Source organism: Paraburkholderia lebeckiae, from assembly GCF_014201005.1.
Lineage (GTDB): Bacteria > Pseudomonadota > Gammaproteobacteria > Burkholderiales > Burkholderiaceae > Paraburkholderia > Paraburkholderia tuberum.
In genome coordinates, this window is record NZ_JACHDK010000032.1 from 41,432 (window position 1) to 57,604 (window position 16,173).

General features: G+C 64.8%; 10 protein-coding genes and 1 pseudogene. 2 read left to right on the top strand and 9 right to left on the bottom strand.

What is annotated here, in order from left to right:
* Positions 1-3,294 carry an adenylate/guanylate cyclase domain-containing protein gene (locus HDG39_RS31940; protein ID WP_184011885.1) on the bottom strand — a complete coding sequence of 1,098 codons (3,294 nt, stop codon included), beginning with the start codon at positions 3,292-3,294 and terminating at the stop codon, positions 1-3.
* 249 nt (positions 3,295-3,543) lie between these two features.
* Between HDG39_RS31940 and HDG39_RS31945 the strand changes: the two genes are divergently transcribed.
* Entirely contained in the window at positions 3,544-5,772 is a 2,229-nt protein-coding gene (locus HDG39_RS31945; protein ID WP_184011887.1) for a SulP family inorganic anion transporter, read from the top strand.
* A 36-nt stretch (positions 5,773-5,808) separates the two neighbouring features.
* On the opposite strand, the gene HDG39_RS31950 is transcribed toward HDG39_RS31945, so the two are convergent.
* The 8 genes and pseudogenes from HDG39_RS31950 to HDG39_RS35980 form a co-directional block, all read right to left on the bottom strand.
* On the bottom strand, positions 5,809-6,930 hold the full coding sequence (locus HDG39_RS31950) for an asparaginase (RefSeq protein WP_184011889.1): 1,122 nt from the start codon (positions 6,928-6,930) through the stop codon (positions 5,809-5,811).
* Between the two features lie 73 nt (positions 6,931-7,003).
* A complete protein-coding gene (gene aspA, locus HDG39_RS31955) occupies positions 7,004-8,422 on the bottom strand; it encodes an aspartate ammonia-lyase (protein ID WP_184011891.1) in 1,419 nt (472 codons plus the stop codon).
* Positions 8,423-8,517: 95 nt separating this feature from the next.
* Positions 8,518-9,984: a cysteate racemase gene (cuyB, locus tag HDG39_RS31960; RefSeq protein ID WP_184011893.1), complete on the bottom strand. Its 1,467-nt coding sequence runs from the start codon at positions 9,982-9,984 to the stop codon at positions 8,518-8,520.
* Entirely contained in the window at positions 9,981-11,276 is a 1,296-nt protein-coding gene (locus HDG39_RS31965; protein WP_184011895.1) for a dicarboxylate/amino acid:cation symporter, read from the bottom strand. Before HDG39_RS31965 ends, cuyB begins: the two co-directional genes overlap by 4 nt.
* Positions 11,277-11,398: 122 nt before the next feature.
* Positions 11,399-12,313, bottom strand: coding sequence for a LysR substrate-binding domain-containing protein (locus tag HDG39_RS31970; protein ID WP_184011897.1), 915 nt, complete (start codon positions 12,311-12,313; stop codon positions 11,399-11,401).
* Positions 12,314-12,407: 94 nt separating this feature from the next.
* Positions 12,408-12,515: pseudogene (locus HDG39_RS31975) on the bottom strand (aldehyde dehydrogenase family protein); the annotation flags it as partial.
* Positions 12,516-12,646: 131 nt separating this feature from the next.
* Positions 12,647-14,050, bottom strand: coding sequence for a DNA-binding protein (locus HDG39_RS31980; RefSeq protein WP_184011899.1), 1,404 nt, complete (start codon positions 14,048-14,050; stop codon positions 12,647-12,649).
* On the bottom strand, positions 14,010-14,522 hold the full coding sequence (locus HDG39_RS35980) for a hypothetical protein (protein ID WP_409259228.1): 513 nt from the start codon (positions 14,520-14,522) through the stop codon (positions 14,010-14,012). Before HDG39_RS35980 ends, HDG39_RS31980 begins: the two co-directional genes overlap by 41 nt.
* 432 nt (positions 14,523-14,954) lie before the next feature.
* Here HDG39_RS35980 and HDG39_RS31990 point away from each other — a divergent pair, with 432 nt between their 5' ends.
* Positions 14,955-15,680, top strand: coding sequence for a hypothetical protein (locus HDG39_RS31990; RefSeq protein WP_184011901.1), 726 nt, complete (start codon positions 14,955-14,957; stop codon positions 15,678-15,680).
* Positions 15,681-16,173: the final 493 nt, after the last annotated feature.

The following is a 16,173-nucleotide window of genomic DNA, read 5'->3' on the forward strand; positions in this document are numbered from 1 at the left end:
TCAAGCCGCAAGGGCCGCTTCGACGGCGCTCACGTAATTGCGAAAGCCGGCCTGCTGCAGCGCCTCTCGCAGTCGCAGGAGTTCATGTCGCGTGGCTTCGCTGAGCGGCGCCTGAAGCGCGAGTGCAAGCGCACGGCCACGCGCCGCGAAAAGCTCGGACCACGGCAACGGTTCGCGCTGTGTATAGGCCTCGAGTGCGTCCACGTAGTGCAGCATGCCAGCGGGATCGCCCGCCCCCAGCATCGCTTCGACGGCGTCGCGGTAAAACCACAGGTGATTGTGGCCGACCGCGCCGAGGCGCAACAGCGCCTCGCCTTCAGCCAGTAGCCGCGTACGCTCGTCTTCGTCGTCAACCGCACGGCTCAGTGCGCTCAAGGCCTTTGGCCCGGAAAACTGAGTCCCTACCTCGCGTGAGATGGCGAGTGCTTCGCGCAGCGCCTTCACCGCTTCACTACGGCATCCTTCGTCCAGTAACAGGCGACCCTGCATCTCCAGATTCTGCGCTTCGAAGCGGCGCGCACCCAATTGCCGGATCACACGCATTTCCTGCACCAGATGCTTGCTGGCCGCCTGCGCATCGCCCAGTTCCTGGCAGGCGAACACCCCCAGCGTCTCCCCCAGCAATTGGGCGCGAGGCTGCCCGATCAACTCGGCGGCGCGGGCGGCGGCGATTGCGTCCTCGCGAGCCTGACTTGCGTCGTTCAGATAAATGCGGCTGAAGCCCTGCATCGACAGATTGGCAACCTCGATGCGGCCGAACCCGTGTTCGCGGCTCATCGCTACGCATTCGCTGAAATGATGGAACGCGGTCCGCATGCGCCCCTGCGCATACGCCGCATCCGCCAGGCCGCCGAGCGCGCGAGCCTCTGCCTCGGGCAGACCGAGGCGCCGCGCGTAGCCAAGACCGCGCTCATGCTCGGCGCTGCAAGCGTCGATCTTGCCGAGCGGAAAGAGAATGTTGCCGCGCAGATAGTGGAGGCTTGCAAGCTCGGTCAGCCGGTTGTCTCGCTCTGCGATCTTTTGCGCTTGCGCGAGTAAGCCGAGTGCTTCGTCGAGCCCCTCGCTGACACGCAGACCTTCCGCGAGCCCGAGTTGGCAGTCGCAACGGGCGGCGTCGTCGGCCGCGGCGGCGAGTGCGGTGCGATACGTCAGGATCGATCCTGCGATGTCGCCCAGGTCGCGCTGAAGTTCGCCCTTGCAGCAGCTCAGTGCATGGCGGTCCGCGTCCGACTGCGCGATTTCGATGCCGCGCTCGGCCAGCCGCAGCGCGGCTTCGAAACGATGGGCGGCACGCTGCGCGGCCGCCGCGCCCAGGTAGGCGTGCGGCGCGTGCTCGTCTTCGGCGCGGTCGAGATGCTGGGCGTGCAGCGTGACATCGCTCTGTGCGAACCATTCGGCCGCGCGCAGATGAAGTTCACGGCGGCGCGCGCGCAACAACGTCGAGTAGGCGCTCTCCTGGATCAACGCGTGGGCGAACAGGAAGTCCTCGCCTTCCGGCAGCACGAGTGCATTGACGAGCAGGCCGTCGCAGACGTAGCCTGGATCGTCCACCAGCTGTCGCAGCAGCGCGAGGTCGAAACGCTGGCCGATCACGGCGGCCGCCTGGAACGCCAGGCGGTCACGGGGCGCGAGCCGGTCCATCCGCGCGAGCACGAGACTGCGGATCGACGCGGGCACGTTGCCGCCGCTGCCTTCTTCAGCGTTGCGCAGCAGTTGTTCGAGAAACAACGGGTTGCCGCCCGCGCGCTCGATGCAGGCGAGCGCGACGCGCTGGGTCGCATCGATGAAATTGCCCGCCAGGCTCAAAGCCTCGTCCTTGCGAAGCGGTCCGAGATCGATCGTGGCGAACGGGGTGTCGCGGCAACGTGCGCGCCAGCCTGCATCGATCGGATCGCCTTCCACGCGCGAAGTCGTGACCAGCAGGCCTGTGCCGTCGGCAATGCCTGACGCGAACGCCGACAGGTAGCCGATGACTTCGGAATCGGCCCAATGCAGGTCTTCGACGACGATGAGCGTCGCCGCATGGGCGCAAGCGTCCTCGGTCAGCCTCACGGCGAGCGCCTGCTTGCCGCGCTTGCGCGCGCCGTGGTCCATGGCCTCGTAGATGGTTTGCCATTCGGCGGCCTGCGGGAGGTCGAGGAAGTCGTACAGAAACACGATCTGCTCGGCCTTGACGATACCTTGGGTCGCGACCTGCGCGGCGGCGGCCTGCCGCGCTTCACTCGATGCACCGGCCGGTAAGCCGAGCAGGCTTCCAATGATGGTCCGCACCGGATCCTGGCCCTTGCCGACGCCGAAATCGAGCACGAGGCTCCGATGGAGCGTGAAGCCCTGTGCCTGCGCATGGCGGCGCATCTCGTCGACGAGCCGCGTCTTGCCGATCCCGGCTTCGCCTCGCACATGAACGACATGCCCTGCGCGCCTTGCCATGCACGCGTGAAGGATGCCGTGAAACTGTTCGAGCTCGGCTTCGCGTCCGACGAAGCGGCTGCGGCTCGTCCTGACGGGCTCGCTGCCAAGCGCGACGAGCCGCCATGCCCGCACCGGCGTGTCGATGCCCTTGAAGCGCCGCTCGCCGATTGCTTCGCAACTGGCGGCGTCGCCGAGCGTGCGCGCCGCGTCGTCGGATATCCAGGTTTCGCCGGCGGCCGCGGCTGCCACGAGCCGGGCGGCCAGGTTCACCGGATCGCCATGCACGGTGTAGTCCTGCGCGTCGGCGCGGCCCAGCGCGCCCGCGATGACCTCGCCACTCGCAATGCCGATATGCGCCTGCAACGGCCGCCCGGTCTGCGCGGCCAGCCGCGCCAGGCCGTCGTGAATGTCGAGAGCGGCACGGGCGGCGCGCAGCGTGTCCGTCTCGTGCGAGCGGGGCGCGCCGAACAGCGCCATCACCGCGTCGCCGATGTGCTTGTCGATCGTGCCGCCATAGGCGAGCACGATCCCGTCGACCAGCGCCGTGTAGCGTCCGATCAGCGCGCGCAAGTCTTCGGGATCGAGCGAGCGCGACAGCGTCGTGTAGCCGCAGAGATCGGCGAACAGAATCGTGACCTGCCTGCGCTCGTCCGCGGGCACGTCGTTGTCGGCGAACGTCCGGGGCGGTAGCGGCGCGGCCGCCGTTAGCGCGCCTGCCGCCGCGGCCAGAATGCGTTTACGGTGGCCGAGCGACTGTACCCCCAGCTCTTTCAGGTCGACGTCGGTCAGCTGCCCGACCAGCGACATGTCGATGTCGTTTGCCGCGAACGCGTGGGCGTACTGCTCGAGCCCGAGGTCCCGCAGCCATTTCTCGATATCCATGTTCGTCGCCCCGCCTCCGATGCGTGGCCCCGCGGGCAAAAGCTCAGACGAATAGCGCGCGTGCCGGCCGCTGGCGTGAACGGCCCGGAGTTGCACGGCCTTTGCATGGAGCTCGCCAGGTACGGGGCCGATGAATAACCAGTGTAGGTGTCCGATAAGCACGCTGCATCGCGTTTGACAGCCGTTCGAGCCGCGCAGGATACTGGCTGGCGCGCCCCACGGCGCCCTTGCATTCGACCGGGAATCCACGTGAAGCCGGGCAAGACCGTTTCCGTCTCCGAGATCCCGCTGCGCTCGCGTTTGGCGGGTCTGCCAGGCGACGTGGCGGCGGGCGCCGTTTCGGCGCTCGTCATGCTGTGCTATGCGATGAGCCTCGGCACGATGATCTTTAGCGCCGATCTTGCCCGCTACGCGATGCTGGGCGTGCCCACCGCGCTCGTGAGCTGCGTCGTCACGGCGCTCGTGATCGCCCTGACGAGTTCGATGCGCGTCAATATTGGCGGTCCCGACAGCAACGCCGCCGCCTTTCTCGCCGGCGTGGCGGCGGGGGTGGCCAGCAGCGTGCGCGCGGACGGCGGTTCACCGCAGACGCTGATCCTCACTGTGCTGATCGCCATCGCGCTCTGTTCGCTCATGACGGGCATCGTGCTCTATGCGATCGGCTCGTCGAAGCGCAGCCGCTCGTTGCAGTTCCTGCCCTATCCGGTGCTCGGCGGATTTCTCGCAGGCACGGGCTACCTGCTGCTCGCCGGGGCGTTCCGCGTGCTGACGGGCCAGCCGCTGCAGTGGCACACGCTCGCGTTGCTCGCGCACCTTCACTGGCTCACATGGGTTCCGGCGCTGGTCGTCGGCGTGCTGGCCACGGTATTGATGCGCACGTGGCAGCACATTGCCGCGCTGCCGCTCACGCTGGCCTTCGGCGTCGTGCTTTTCTACGTTCTGTTGCAGGTTGCCGGAGTTTCGATCGACGACGCGCGCGGCATGGGTCTGCTGCTGCCGCGCGTCAAGCTACACCTATCCGGGCTGCCGGAGTTGCACCTGGCCGCGAGTCTCGGACGGGGCGGCATCGACTGGTCGGCGGTCGGCGCGCATCTTCCCGAGAGTCTGGTGGTGACCTCGGTGTCGGCCGTGACGATCCTGATGAATTCGACGGCGATCGGCGCGGCCACCGGGGAGGACGTCGACCTCAATCGCGAAATGCGCGCCGCCGGCCTCGCCAATCTCGCGAGCGGACTGCTGGGCGGCATGGTCGGCTACCAGTCGTTCAACCGCTCGATGCTCAACGCGCGGGTGGGCGCGACGAGCCGGGTGGCGGGCGTGTTCGCCTCGCTGGCGTGTGTGGTCGTGCTCGCCACTTCGCCGGGCATCGTGGCGCTCTTTCCGGTGCCGGTGCTGGTCGGCCTTCAGCTCTTCATGGGGCTGCGCTTGCTCGTGCATTGGCTCGCGGGCGCCTGGACCAAGCTCAACTGGTATGAGTATCTGCTCGTGCCCGTGATTCTCGGCACTATCGCGGCGTATGGCGTGATCGTCGGCGTAGGGGTGGGCGTCGTTGCAGCATGTGTGATGTTCACGCTGCTCTACGGTCGGGTCGGCTGCATACGCATGGAGTTCGACCTGCGCGCGCGGACCTCGAATGTCGAGCGCAGCATCGAAGACACCCAGGCTCTGCGCGCAATCGGCCCCCAGGTATGCGGAATGTGCCTGCAAGGGTTTCTGTTCTTCGGCACGGCCAATTCGATTCTGCAGCGCCTTCGCGAGCGATTCGGCGCCGGGAATCCGTCGCAGGTCCGCTTCGTCGTGCTCGACTTTGCGGCGACACATGGCATGGATGCATCCGTATCCATCAGCTTCGTCAAACTCAGGCAGCTCTGCGCCGCAAGAAGCGTGGACCTCGTGTTGACAGCGCTGCCGCCGCGCTCGCGCGATCTGCTCGTGAAGACCGGCACGCTCAATCTGAAGATTCATGAATTCGATACGCTCGATGCGGGTCTCGAATGGATCGAAGACAAACTGCTCGCGTCGAACTCGCTCGCGATCGCGCATGGCGGCGATTTGCGGGCGATGCTCGAGCCGCATTTCACGGCCGGCGCGTTGAACGGCTTGATCGCGTGTCTGGAGGTGCAGGATCTGCTTTCGGGGCAGGCGCTGTTTCGTCATCGCGAGCCGGGCGACGCGCTGTATTTCGTCGAGCAAGGACGTGTCGCGATCTCGCTGCCGCTCGCCGACGGCCGCTCGGCGCGTCTGCGCTCGTTCGGCCCGGGCACGGTCGTGGGGGAAATGGCGGTGTACACGCAGCAACAGCGCAGCGCGGATGTGATTGCCGAGGCACCGACGCGCGTGTACCGCCTGTCGATCTCCCGGCTGCTCGAACTCGAACAGCAGGATCCGGCGACAGCGCAACAGTTGCATCGGTTTCTCGTGAAGACCATTGCGTTGCGTCTTGCCGTTGCCGACGAGGCATTACGCGCGGCCTTATAAGCGGCAGCGCCCCTGACCGGCGGCGCCCCCAACCCGTCACCACGTCCCGCGAAATGCCTGCTGTACCTTGACGGGATCGGTCACGCCGTTGGCCACCAGCAATTGCGTCAGCAATCGCGCCTTCTGCGGATTCAGATCGAGCGATGCGACGAAACCGCGCTTGTCGTCGTCCACCTCGACGTTGCGGTTCACGAACCCCGACACCAGGCGCGTCGAGCGAACCACCACGATGCCTTTTGCCGCCGCGCGGTCGAGCGCCGCGAGGGCTTCCTTCGACATGTCACCATCGCCTTCGCCGGCGACGACGATGCCCTTCGCGCCATCGGCGATCGCATGATCGATCTGGCGGCCATCCATGTTGCTATGCGCGTAGACGATATCGACGCGCGGCAATTGCCCACTCGCGGGCAGGCTCAGCGCAGCGCGCCTCGATTGCACCGCCGGCATCACGAAGCGCACGCTGGCCGGATCGACATAACCGATCGCGCCGGCATTCGGCGACGCGAACGCCTGTACCGCCGTGGTATTGGTCTTGGTGATCCAGCGCGGCGCGTGAATCTGGTCGTTCATCACGACCATCACGCTTCGGCCACTCGACTGCGGGCTCGCCGCCACTTCGACGGCTTCGTACAGATTGCCGGGGCCGTCGGCGCTCGCGGAACCGCCCGGTCGCATCGAGCCGACCAGCACCACCGGCTTGTCGGAGCGCAGCACGTTGCTCAGGAAGAACGCCGTTTCCTCGATCGTATCGGTGCCGTGCGTAATCACGATGGCGTCGGCCTCGTTCCGCTCGAAGACCTCGTCGATCCGCCGCGCAAGCTGCAACCAGATCCTGTCGTTCATGTCCTGCGAGCCGACGTTCGAGATCTGCTCCGCGCTGATGCTCGCGAGCTTCTCGATGCCCGGCACGCCGCGCACCAGTTCCTGCCCCTTCACGTTGCCCGAGTTGTAGCCGATCGCCGAACGGGGATCGGCCGTTCCCGAGATCGTGCCGCCGGTGGCCAGCACCAGAACACGCGGCGTTGCCGTGACGGCGTTGGCCTGTTGCGATGGCGCGTCGGCAGCCTGTGCGCAGGTACCCGCGGCAAGTGCCGCGATCAGCAGTGCCGCCGAACCGCACAGCCGCCTTGCTTTTCTATCGATCGTGTTGCCGTTCATCTTGCTCTCCTCCATCGTTTAAAAGAGTCGCGTGCGTATGCACGCGACCTGTGACCGGAACAACCTTCGTCGCTCACGCCGCCGACGACATCTTTCTTGGTTGCGTCAGCATGGCGGGTTGAAGAATCTCGTCGAGCTGCGCCTGACTCAACAGCCCTTTGTCGATCACGATCTGCGCGACGCTTTTGCCCGACGCAAGCGCTTCCTTCGCGACTTCGGTCGAGTGCGTATAGCCGATGTACGGGTTCAGCGCGGTCACGATGCCGATCGAGCTCTCGACGATCGCGCGCAGCCGCTCGCGATTCGCGGTAATGCCGTCGACGCATTTCGACGCGAGCGTGAGGCACCCTGCGCGTAAATGGGCGACGCTCTTGAACAGGCTGTGCGCGATGATCGGCTCGAACGCGTTGAGCTGGAGCTGCCCCGCTTCGGCGGCGAAGCTCACCGTCACATCGTTGCCGATGACTTCGAACGCGATCTGGTTGACGACCTCCGGAATCACCGGATTCACCTTGCCCGGCATGATGCTCGAACCCGCCTGCACCGGCGGCAGGTTGATTTCGCCGAGGCCCGCGCGAGGACCGCTCGAAAGCAGGCGAAGATCGTTGCAGGTCTTGGAGAGTTTTACGGCGACGCGCTTCAGTACGCCGGAGAGCTGCACGAACGAACCGACATCCTGCGTCGCTTCGATCAGATTAGGCGACGTGGTCAACGCGATACCGGTTATTTCGCTCAAGTGCCTGCATGCAAGCTGCGCGTATTCCGGATGTGTATTGATGCCGGTGCCGATCGCCGTCGCGCCGAGATTGATCTCGCAGATGAGCTGGGCCGCTTCCTTCAGCCGCTCTTCGTCTTCGCCGAGCATCACAGCGAAGGTGCTGAACTCCTGGCCGAGCGTCATCGGTACGGCGTCCTGAAGCTGCGTGCGGCCCATCTTCAGGTCGTTGCCGAATTCCACCGCCTTGCGTTCGAACGATGCGCGCAACACGCCCATCGCGTCGACCAGTTGCATGATGCCCGCGTATGCGGCGATCTTGAGCGCGGTCGGATAGACGTCGTTGGTGCTCTGGCCGAGATTCACGTCCTCGTTCGGATGGAGAACCGCATATTCGCCGCGCTGTTGCCCGAGATGTTCGAGCGCGAGATTGGCGATGACCTCGTTCGCGTTCATGTTGGTCGACGTGCCCGCGCCGCCCTGAATCACGTCGACGACGAAATGCTCGTGCGCGGTGCCTGAGCGCACTTGCCTGCATGCGTGCACGATGGCCTGCATCTTCACTGCGCTCAACAGGCCGAGATCGTAATTCGCGAGCGCGGCGGCTTGTTTCACGCTCGCCAGTGCGTTGACGAGGTTCGGATACACGGAGATCGGAATACCCGTGATGGGAAAGTTTTGCAGCGCGCGCAGCGTGTGTACGCCGTAGTACGCGGTCGCGGGCACGGCGAGATCGCCGAGAAGGTCGTGTTCGATACGTTCGGTCGGTGCAAGCATGATTACCTCTCAGGTTCTGAAATCGACAGGCGAGCGGGGTCATCCGGCACACCTCGTGTGCAGGTCCGTCGCATTGACTGGGTGATGCGGTTGGGTTATCGAGGCGGCACTGTCGCGCAGGCGACACACTGCTTCGCGAGCACGTCGGTCGGATCGACCACGCTCACGCGCGCGCCGTTCGCGCCGATCACATACGGCTCGCGAATCAGCAGCGGCAGTTCCGTGCAGCCGAGAACGATCACTTCGACGCCGTCGGCGACAAGCCCGTCGATCGCCGCGGCGAGGTCTTGCTGGCACCGCCCCGCCGTGAATCCGGCCTTCACGCCTTCCTTGCCGTAGATCGCGTCCATCACGCGCGCCTGCAGCGCGGGTGCCGGCACGACCTGCCGCAAGCCGTGCGATTCGAGCGCCTTTTCGTAGACGCCGCTCGCGAGCGTGCCGCAAGTCGCGAGCACGCCGACCGAGCGCAGCGCGGGAAACGACTCGCGCAGATAACGCACCGTCACCGTCAGCATATTGACGATCGGCACGCCGAGATAAGGCTGTATCCGCTCGACGAAGGCATGCGCCGTATTGCACGGGATCGCGATCAGATCCGCGCCGCCCGTTTCGAGTTTCTTGCAGGTCGCATAGAGCGAGATGGTCGGGTCGGGTCCATCGCCGATCAGATTCTCCGTGCGATCCGGGATCTGCGGGTTCTGCTCGACGAGCAGCTTGATGTGGTCCTGATCGCGCCGCGCGGGCGTCGCGCGCACGATCTTGTGAATGAAATCGACGGTGGCCGCCGGACCCACGCCGCCCACCACGCCGACCTTGAAGATCGTCTCGGGCGTGTGGTACTGGCCGCACACCACGTACTGCGCATAAGCCAGGTTCGAATCGACGAGCGGCACGCGCAACGCACCGAGTTCGTCCGCGACCAGCGCGATCTCGGTGAGCCCCGGCACGATGACGTTGGCGCCCTGTTCGATCAGGTCCTCGCACGCCGCCCGCAGCAACTCGGCCGGACGGCCACGCAGATTGCCGCTCTTCACGCCATCCTCGCCATAAACGGCCTCGGTGACGAAATCGATGCCGTCGCCGATGCGCGGGTGGATCACTTCGAACTCGGGCGCCGCGAAGTACTGCTCGAACAGGCGCCTGCGCCGCGTATGCGCCGACGCGAGCACGCCCACGCGGCGCACCGCGGGAAATCTTCTGCGCACGTGGCTGCGCACCGCATCGATCATGTCGACGATCTGCAGCGGCGAATTGGCTTTCAGTTCGTCGATGAACGTGTGACTCAGGAAGCACGGCAGCACGACCGTCGTCACGCCGCGCTTCTCGAAGCTGCTGATCAGATCGAAGACGTACAGCTTGCGCTGCGTCAACGTCTCGCTGTCGGCATCGGCGCTGCGAAACGGCTGCTGCTCGAAGATCGCATCGAAGTGCTCGGCGTCGCGCGTGGCCGGCGTCGATTTGATCAGTTTGAAGAACACGTCCGCGCTCGCGAGCGGGCCGAGCCCGCCCACCACGCCGAATTTGCGCGCGCTCGTGGCAGCCGTTGCGTCCATGCCGCTCATTTCGTCTCGCCTTCGAGCTGGCCGAACGAAGCCGTCGCCATCGCCGTGCGGCGTTCCTGCCGCGTCACGCGCCGGCCCTCCCACTTCGCGATGGCTGCCGTCGCGATGCTGTTGCCGATCACGTTGGTCGCCGTGCGCCCCATGTCGAGAATCTGGTCGATCGCGAGCACCAGCACGACGCCCGATGGCGGCAAATGGAACATCGGCGCCACGGCCGCGACGACCACCACCGAGCCGCGCGCGACACCCGCCATGCCTTTGCTGCTCACCATCAGCACGAGCAGCATCACGATCTGCGTGCCGATCGGCATGTCGATGCCGAACGCCTGCGCGATGAAGATCGCGGCGAAGGCCTGATACATCATCGAGCCGTCGAGATTGAACGCATAGCCGAGCGGCAACGTGAAGCCGACCACTTTCTTGTCGACGCCGAATTCCTCCAGCTTCTCCGTCAGGCGCGGATACGCCGCCTCGCTGCTCGCGGTGGAGAACGCCAGCATCGCGGGTTCGCGGATCGCCTTGAGCAAAGCCCAGACCGGCTTGCCGAGAAACGCGTAGCCGGCGAGGATCAGCGCCGCCCACAGCAGCGCGAGCCCCGTATAGAAGCTGGCGACGAGCTTGCCGTACGTCGTCAGCACGTCGAGGCCATGCACCGTGATCGCCGATGCCAGCGCGCCGAACACACCGACGGGCGCGAGACGCATCACATAGTCGGTCAGTTTCAGCATGGTGGGCACGAGCCCTTCGACGCCCGCGATCAGCGGCGCGACGCGCGGGTCGGACTTGATCACGCTGAGCACGATGCCGAACATCACCGAGAAGACGAGGATCTGCAGGATATCGTTGCGCGCCATCGCATCGACGATGCTGGTGGGGAACGCGTGTGTGACGAAGTCCTTGAAGTTCAGGCTCGACGTGTTGAGGCCGGTGGCCACGTCAGCGCTCGTCTGGGTCATGTGCAAGCCCGCGCCCGGTTGCAGCAGGTTCGCGAGCACGAGGCCGAGCGCGAGCGAGAACAGCGACGCGCACAGGAACCACGCGATCGAGCGCAGACCGATGCGGCGCACGTCGCTCGTACCCTCCATGCCGGCGAGACCTGACACGAGCGTGGCGAACACCAGCGGCGCAATGATCATCTTCACGAGCCGCAGGAAGATATCGGTGACGATGGAAAAGTAGCCGGCGATCTCCTTCGCCTGCGCGGCATCGGCCGCCGTGCGATGGCAGACATAACCGACGGCCACGCCGAGCAGCATGCCGGCGAGGATGTAGAGGGTAAGCCGATTCTTCATGTGTCTCCGTCCTGAGATTATTTGTGACTGGACGGAATTCTAGAGACGGCAGAAAAGACGTGAATGCTAGTGTTGCATACGGCTATGCAAGTTTCGCATAACGCGGGATAACCCTATCGGCGCTATTCGGCTGACCCCGACGAGGCCCGCAGATGCCGCCACAGCGTATCGAGCAGTTCAGTGCGGTTCGTGAGGTCGCGATACACGCGCAACTCCAGCTCCAGTTGCCATTCTGAGCGGCCGGCCGAGACAAGCTGGCCACTGTCGAGTTCCGCGGCGATCGAGCTCTTCGGCAGCCAGGCGACACCCTCGCCTTCCAGCACGAGCTTCTTCACGACCTCGGCCATGTCGGATTCGTAGTGAAGATGCAAGGCGGGCGACGCTTTGCTCTGCTCCATCAGCAACGCGAAGCAGCGCCCAAAGTAGCTCGTCTCCGTATAGGCGATGAACGGCATCGGATGTTCGATCACGCCGGGCAGACGGTACACGTGCGCAAGCCGCTGATTGGGCCTGCATACCGGCATGAAAGTATCGACGCCCACGGTCACGCATTCGTACCTGGTCGGATCGAGATGCAACGGCAGCTGCGGATGGTGATAAGCGAACATCAGCTCGCAGTTGCCGTTGACCAGCATCAGTATCGAATCGTGCACGTTCGCCGGAATCACGCGCGCGCGCACTTCGCCGACATGCTTCGATAGCGTGCGCAGCCACGGGGGCAGGAAGTTGAGCGCGATCGTGTGGCCGGCTGCGATCTGCAGGCTCGTGCCGGCGATGCGCCGTTCGGTGCGAATGATGGCGCGCGTGTCGAACAGCTTGTCGAGGATGTCTTCGGCCGCGTCACGAAATAGTTGCCCTGCCGGGGTCAGGGTCGGCGGAAAGCCGCTGCGATCGACGAGATCGGCGCCGACCCATTGTTCGAGCGACTGGATCCGTCTGCTGAAACCCGATTGCGTGACGTTGCGAAACTCCGCTGCCCGGGAAAAGCTCTGATAGCGGGCGAGCGCGATGAAGTCTTCGATCCACTTGATTTCCATCAGCCATCGGTCTCCGGTCCGGCGACGAATGGACTCGCCGCTGCGCCCGCGATTCTACGCCTGGCCGTGCCGCACGCTGACTATGGGACCGGCGTCAAACCGCCATGCACAGGTACTTGATCACGAGGTAATCATCGATCCCGTAGTGCGAGCCCTCCCTGCCGAGACCCGACTGCTTCACGCCGCCAAACGGCGCGATTTCGCGGCGATGGAAAGCCAATCGGCGCTGCCGAGCCGTATCGCCGATGCGAACGACCCAACATCCCGGCCCTCCCTACGAGCCCATTGCGCGTCGCCATGCTCGCGACGCGCGCCACCCCATCAACGATCCCGTCACGCTGGCGAGCTTTCGGTGTTCAGCTTCGACACCGCACCCGTCTTCTCGTCGTAGCGGTAGCCTTGTTTCTCGAGTTGAGCGCTGATCGTTTCGACGATCACCTGCTGCTGAATCTCCTTGCGCAGCAATTCATGCTCCGGCTTGAGCTGGGCCAGTTCAGCGGCAAGCCGGCGGCTCAATGTCGCTTCGCCTGCGCCGCGGGCAAGGACGACCACCATTTTTTCATTCGCCTGAGCCAGTTGCTGCTTCAGTGCGTTCGAGTAGTCGGACCATTTCCTGACGGTCTCCCGCGCTTCGGCAATTGCGGCGGCATGCGTGTCCGCGTCGCGCGTCATCTGCTCCTTCAATGCTTCGAGCTGCTGAGAGTCGGCACTGACCGGCGACGCCGACTCCAGGCCCGCGACGTTCTCGCTCGCCATCGCGCTTTCGGCCAGTTCGGCCGCGCGCTGCTGCTCCGCGTCGGCACGCTCCTGCGCTTCGGACAAGCTGGCCGACAGTCTCGCGATTTCGGAGGCGCCCGCATCGCGCTCATCGGTCAGGCTGGCGATCCGCGTCTGGACATTCTGCAATTCAAGTGCGGCGGCATTCCGTTCCGCCTGCGCGCCCGCGACCTGTTCCCGGCGGGCCGCGTGCGCTTCCTGCTCGGCCTGCAGCTCCGCGCGAATCGCTTCGAGCTCGCTTTGAAGACGAGCGACCGCTTCGGAATGCGCCGCTTCCAGCGTCGCACGCTCCGTTTCGTCGGCCGGCGTTTCGACGACTGACCCAGCCGACTCGTTCGCCACCTCGCCCTCGCCCACGGCGTCGGTCTCCTCGTGCGAAACCGCTCCGCGCTCCGCGGCCAGTTCCGCGCTCTGCAGTTCCGCTTCGAGGAGCGAAACGCGCTCTGCAAGTTCCTGCGCGCGCTTCTCCGCCGCGTCGGTCCGTTGCACCGCGAGCGCAATGTCCTCTTCGAGCCCGGCTACTGCGTCGACTTTCTCGTCGTAGGCGCTCGTCATCTTATCCAGTTGGACTTGCAGCGCATCGAGTTCCTGGACGGTGGCTTGCAGTTCCGCGAGCGCGTCGTCGCGCTCGTTGCTGGCGTCGTCGACACGCTGGCGCATCGCGGCGAGGCGTCGCGCCACTGCGCGTTCAGCTTCATCCTGCGCTGAGCTCCACAGCCGGTCGAGCGCATCGCGCATGGTGTCGGTCACGGTTTCAGGCAACGCAGGACGTTCGACGACCTGCGGCACCCGCGGGGCGCGCGTTTCACGCCACTTGCGCAATGCCGCTGCCACCGCGACCACCGAGCCTGTATGGACTTCGGACCAGATGGCTACCGGAGAAACCTTCTCGCCCTCTTCGGCCATCCGGTTTGCGATTTCAGCGACGAGCTCGTCCGTGATCGTAATGTTGCTTGACATGCCTGCCTCGACAAAGTGCACGTGGTGACGAATACCGTTTCGTCGTTCGGGAGGCGGCCCCGCGCTGGGACTCGCCTCGCATACCTACGAATTGTCGAGCACTTCCCCGGCGGTCAATCGTTCGAAAAGCCGCGGTTACGGGGAGGTATTCATCGGATTGCGCCATCAAAGGTCCGGTGTCGGCCGCGCTGTCCGTGATCGGCAGTTCGAGAAATTCGACGGTCGGCCAAGGCTGCGGCTCGGCCACGGCCGCGTGCGATTCAAGCGCACGCAGTACCGGTGCAGCGACACCGGTCCGGTCGCGCAAGGTCAGCACGCGAGCGACGCCGAGCATGCCGAGGCCCGCGAGCAGGCGCACGACCATGTTCGCCTTCTCGGCGGTGGGAAACACCGAAGCGTGCGTGGTGAGGCGTCGAATATCACGGCCCGATGCCGGGTTCGCGATCACGCCGACGGTGATGGCTGATGACACTGGCTTGTCTCCTGTGCGCGAGTAGCGAAGCGACTTGCTGTGATGAAGCGCGCTTGCTTTCGCGTTTGCTTGTCTGCCAGCGATACCGCAAAGGTCGGGCCAGTTGCTTGCGCGCCGTGCGCACACGCCGAAAGCGCCGTATTCACGGGGTGGACGCGGAAGTCGGACGTTCGCGGCCGCTTTCATCAGACCTGCGCTGCGCAGTTCACTGTGTCTCACGGGCCCGTCCCGCGACGCGGTGCGCGGCTCACAGCACGTCGCGACGCTTGCGCGGTACCGCGCCAGACAAGGGTTTGCTCGATGCGACCAGCGTCTCACTCATCTCTGAGACGTTCGTCTCACGCCCCTGACGTGCTGCGCCGCAATGTGATCGCTCAGTGTGGATGTGCTACAAGACAGGGACGCGCGGTTATCACCGCGAGACAGGCCCATATGAGTCAAACCCGCGGACGATATGCGGGAGTTCGGGACAGCGCGCAACGTCAGCCCCGTCACGTGAAAAAATCTCCAGCCAACCGGCAGGGGCAACCGTACGCGAAAGCGCCGCCTCGAGACTCCGCACAAACCGCTTCGATTTTCAAAACACGTTCCTTCCAGTTCCTCGTCGATGCTGTCGGCGCTGAGAACATCGCGTTAGGACTTCAATCCAGCATGACGCGAGTGGCTGAACTGACAAAAGGTGAACGGTTCACGCCCGAGACCGCATTTCACATGGAAACCACGCTTGGGCTACCGCACGGCTTCTTTGACCAGCCCCATCCGGTTCTCTCGGTCGAAACCATAGCGCGCCTGAAGTCGCCGCTTGATTTCGCGAGCCTGGATGATGAGCGGGAAATCGTGACTGAAGAATCCAACACGGTGCTTGCACCGGACGGCGGCCAACCATCATCTACTGAAGATAACCTGTCCAAGGAAACGGAAATGCCGAAGAAAGCAACTGGCGGGTCGCCGGGGAACGCCAGGAGCAGTAGACGCGAAACGACCCTGCAGCTCGCTGTACCGCACAAAGCTTCGCAATCGAAACAGAAAGCAGCGTCTGACCAATCCAGCAGCAACCGCTGGCGCTGGAAGACGAGGCCACGGTCGCAAAAGTTCGACCGGTTAACCTCCACGTTCTCACGGGTCGCAACGGATCGAAAGCAAGGTTGGGTGTGGTGATGTCCATGAGCGGCTTGGCCTGCCCGCTGGCTGGCTGGATACGCCGCGATCCGAAGCGGAGATTCCGGAATCGGTGTCGCGTTTGCTGACCCCTGCTTCGCGCGGTCGCGAGCCTGTTGAACGACAGGAGCCGCTCGCCAACGCATCCAGCGAAATCCTGCGGGAAAAGGCGGCAGATGCGAAGGCAAAGGTGCGCGGCTCACGCCCGCGCAGGGGTGTCGCGAGCGCTCTGGAAAGCGCCTCACCTGTTTCCGCCGATTCCGTAGCAGCGAACGGGATGAGTGTCAGCCAGCGAAATCATTCAGGCGATGCCTCCGACGAGCCAGCCGGTCGCAATGCCGCCAACGGCGATAGTGGGCTCCCGTCCGTCCCAGCGGCAAAAAGTGAGCCGCTGCCAGTCCGGCGCGCGTCAAGCAGGTTGTCGCCTCACTCATGCAGCCAGAGGCTGTTTATTTGCGCCGATCGACGCCATCTCAACGACTGAGTCACGTTC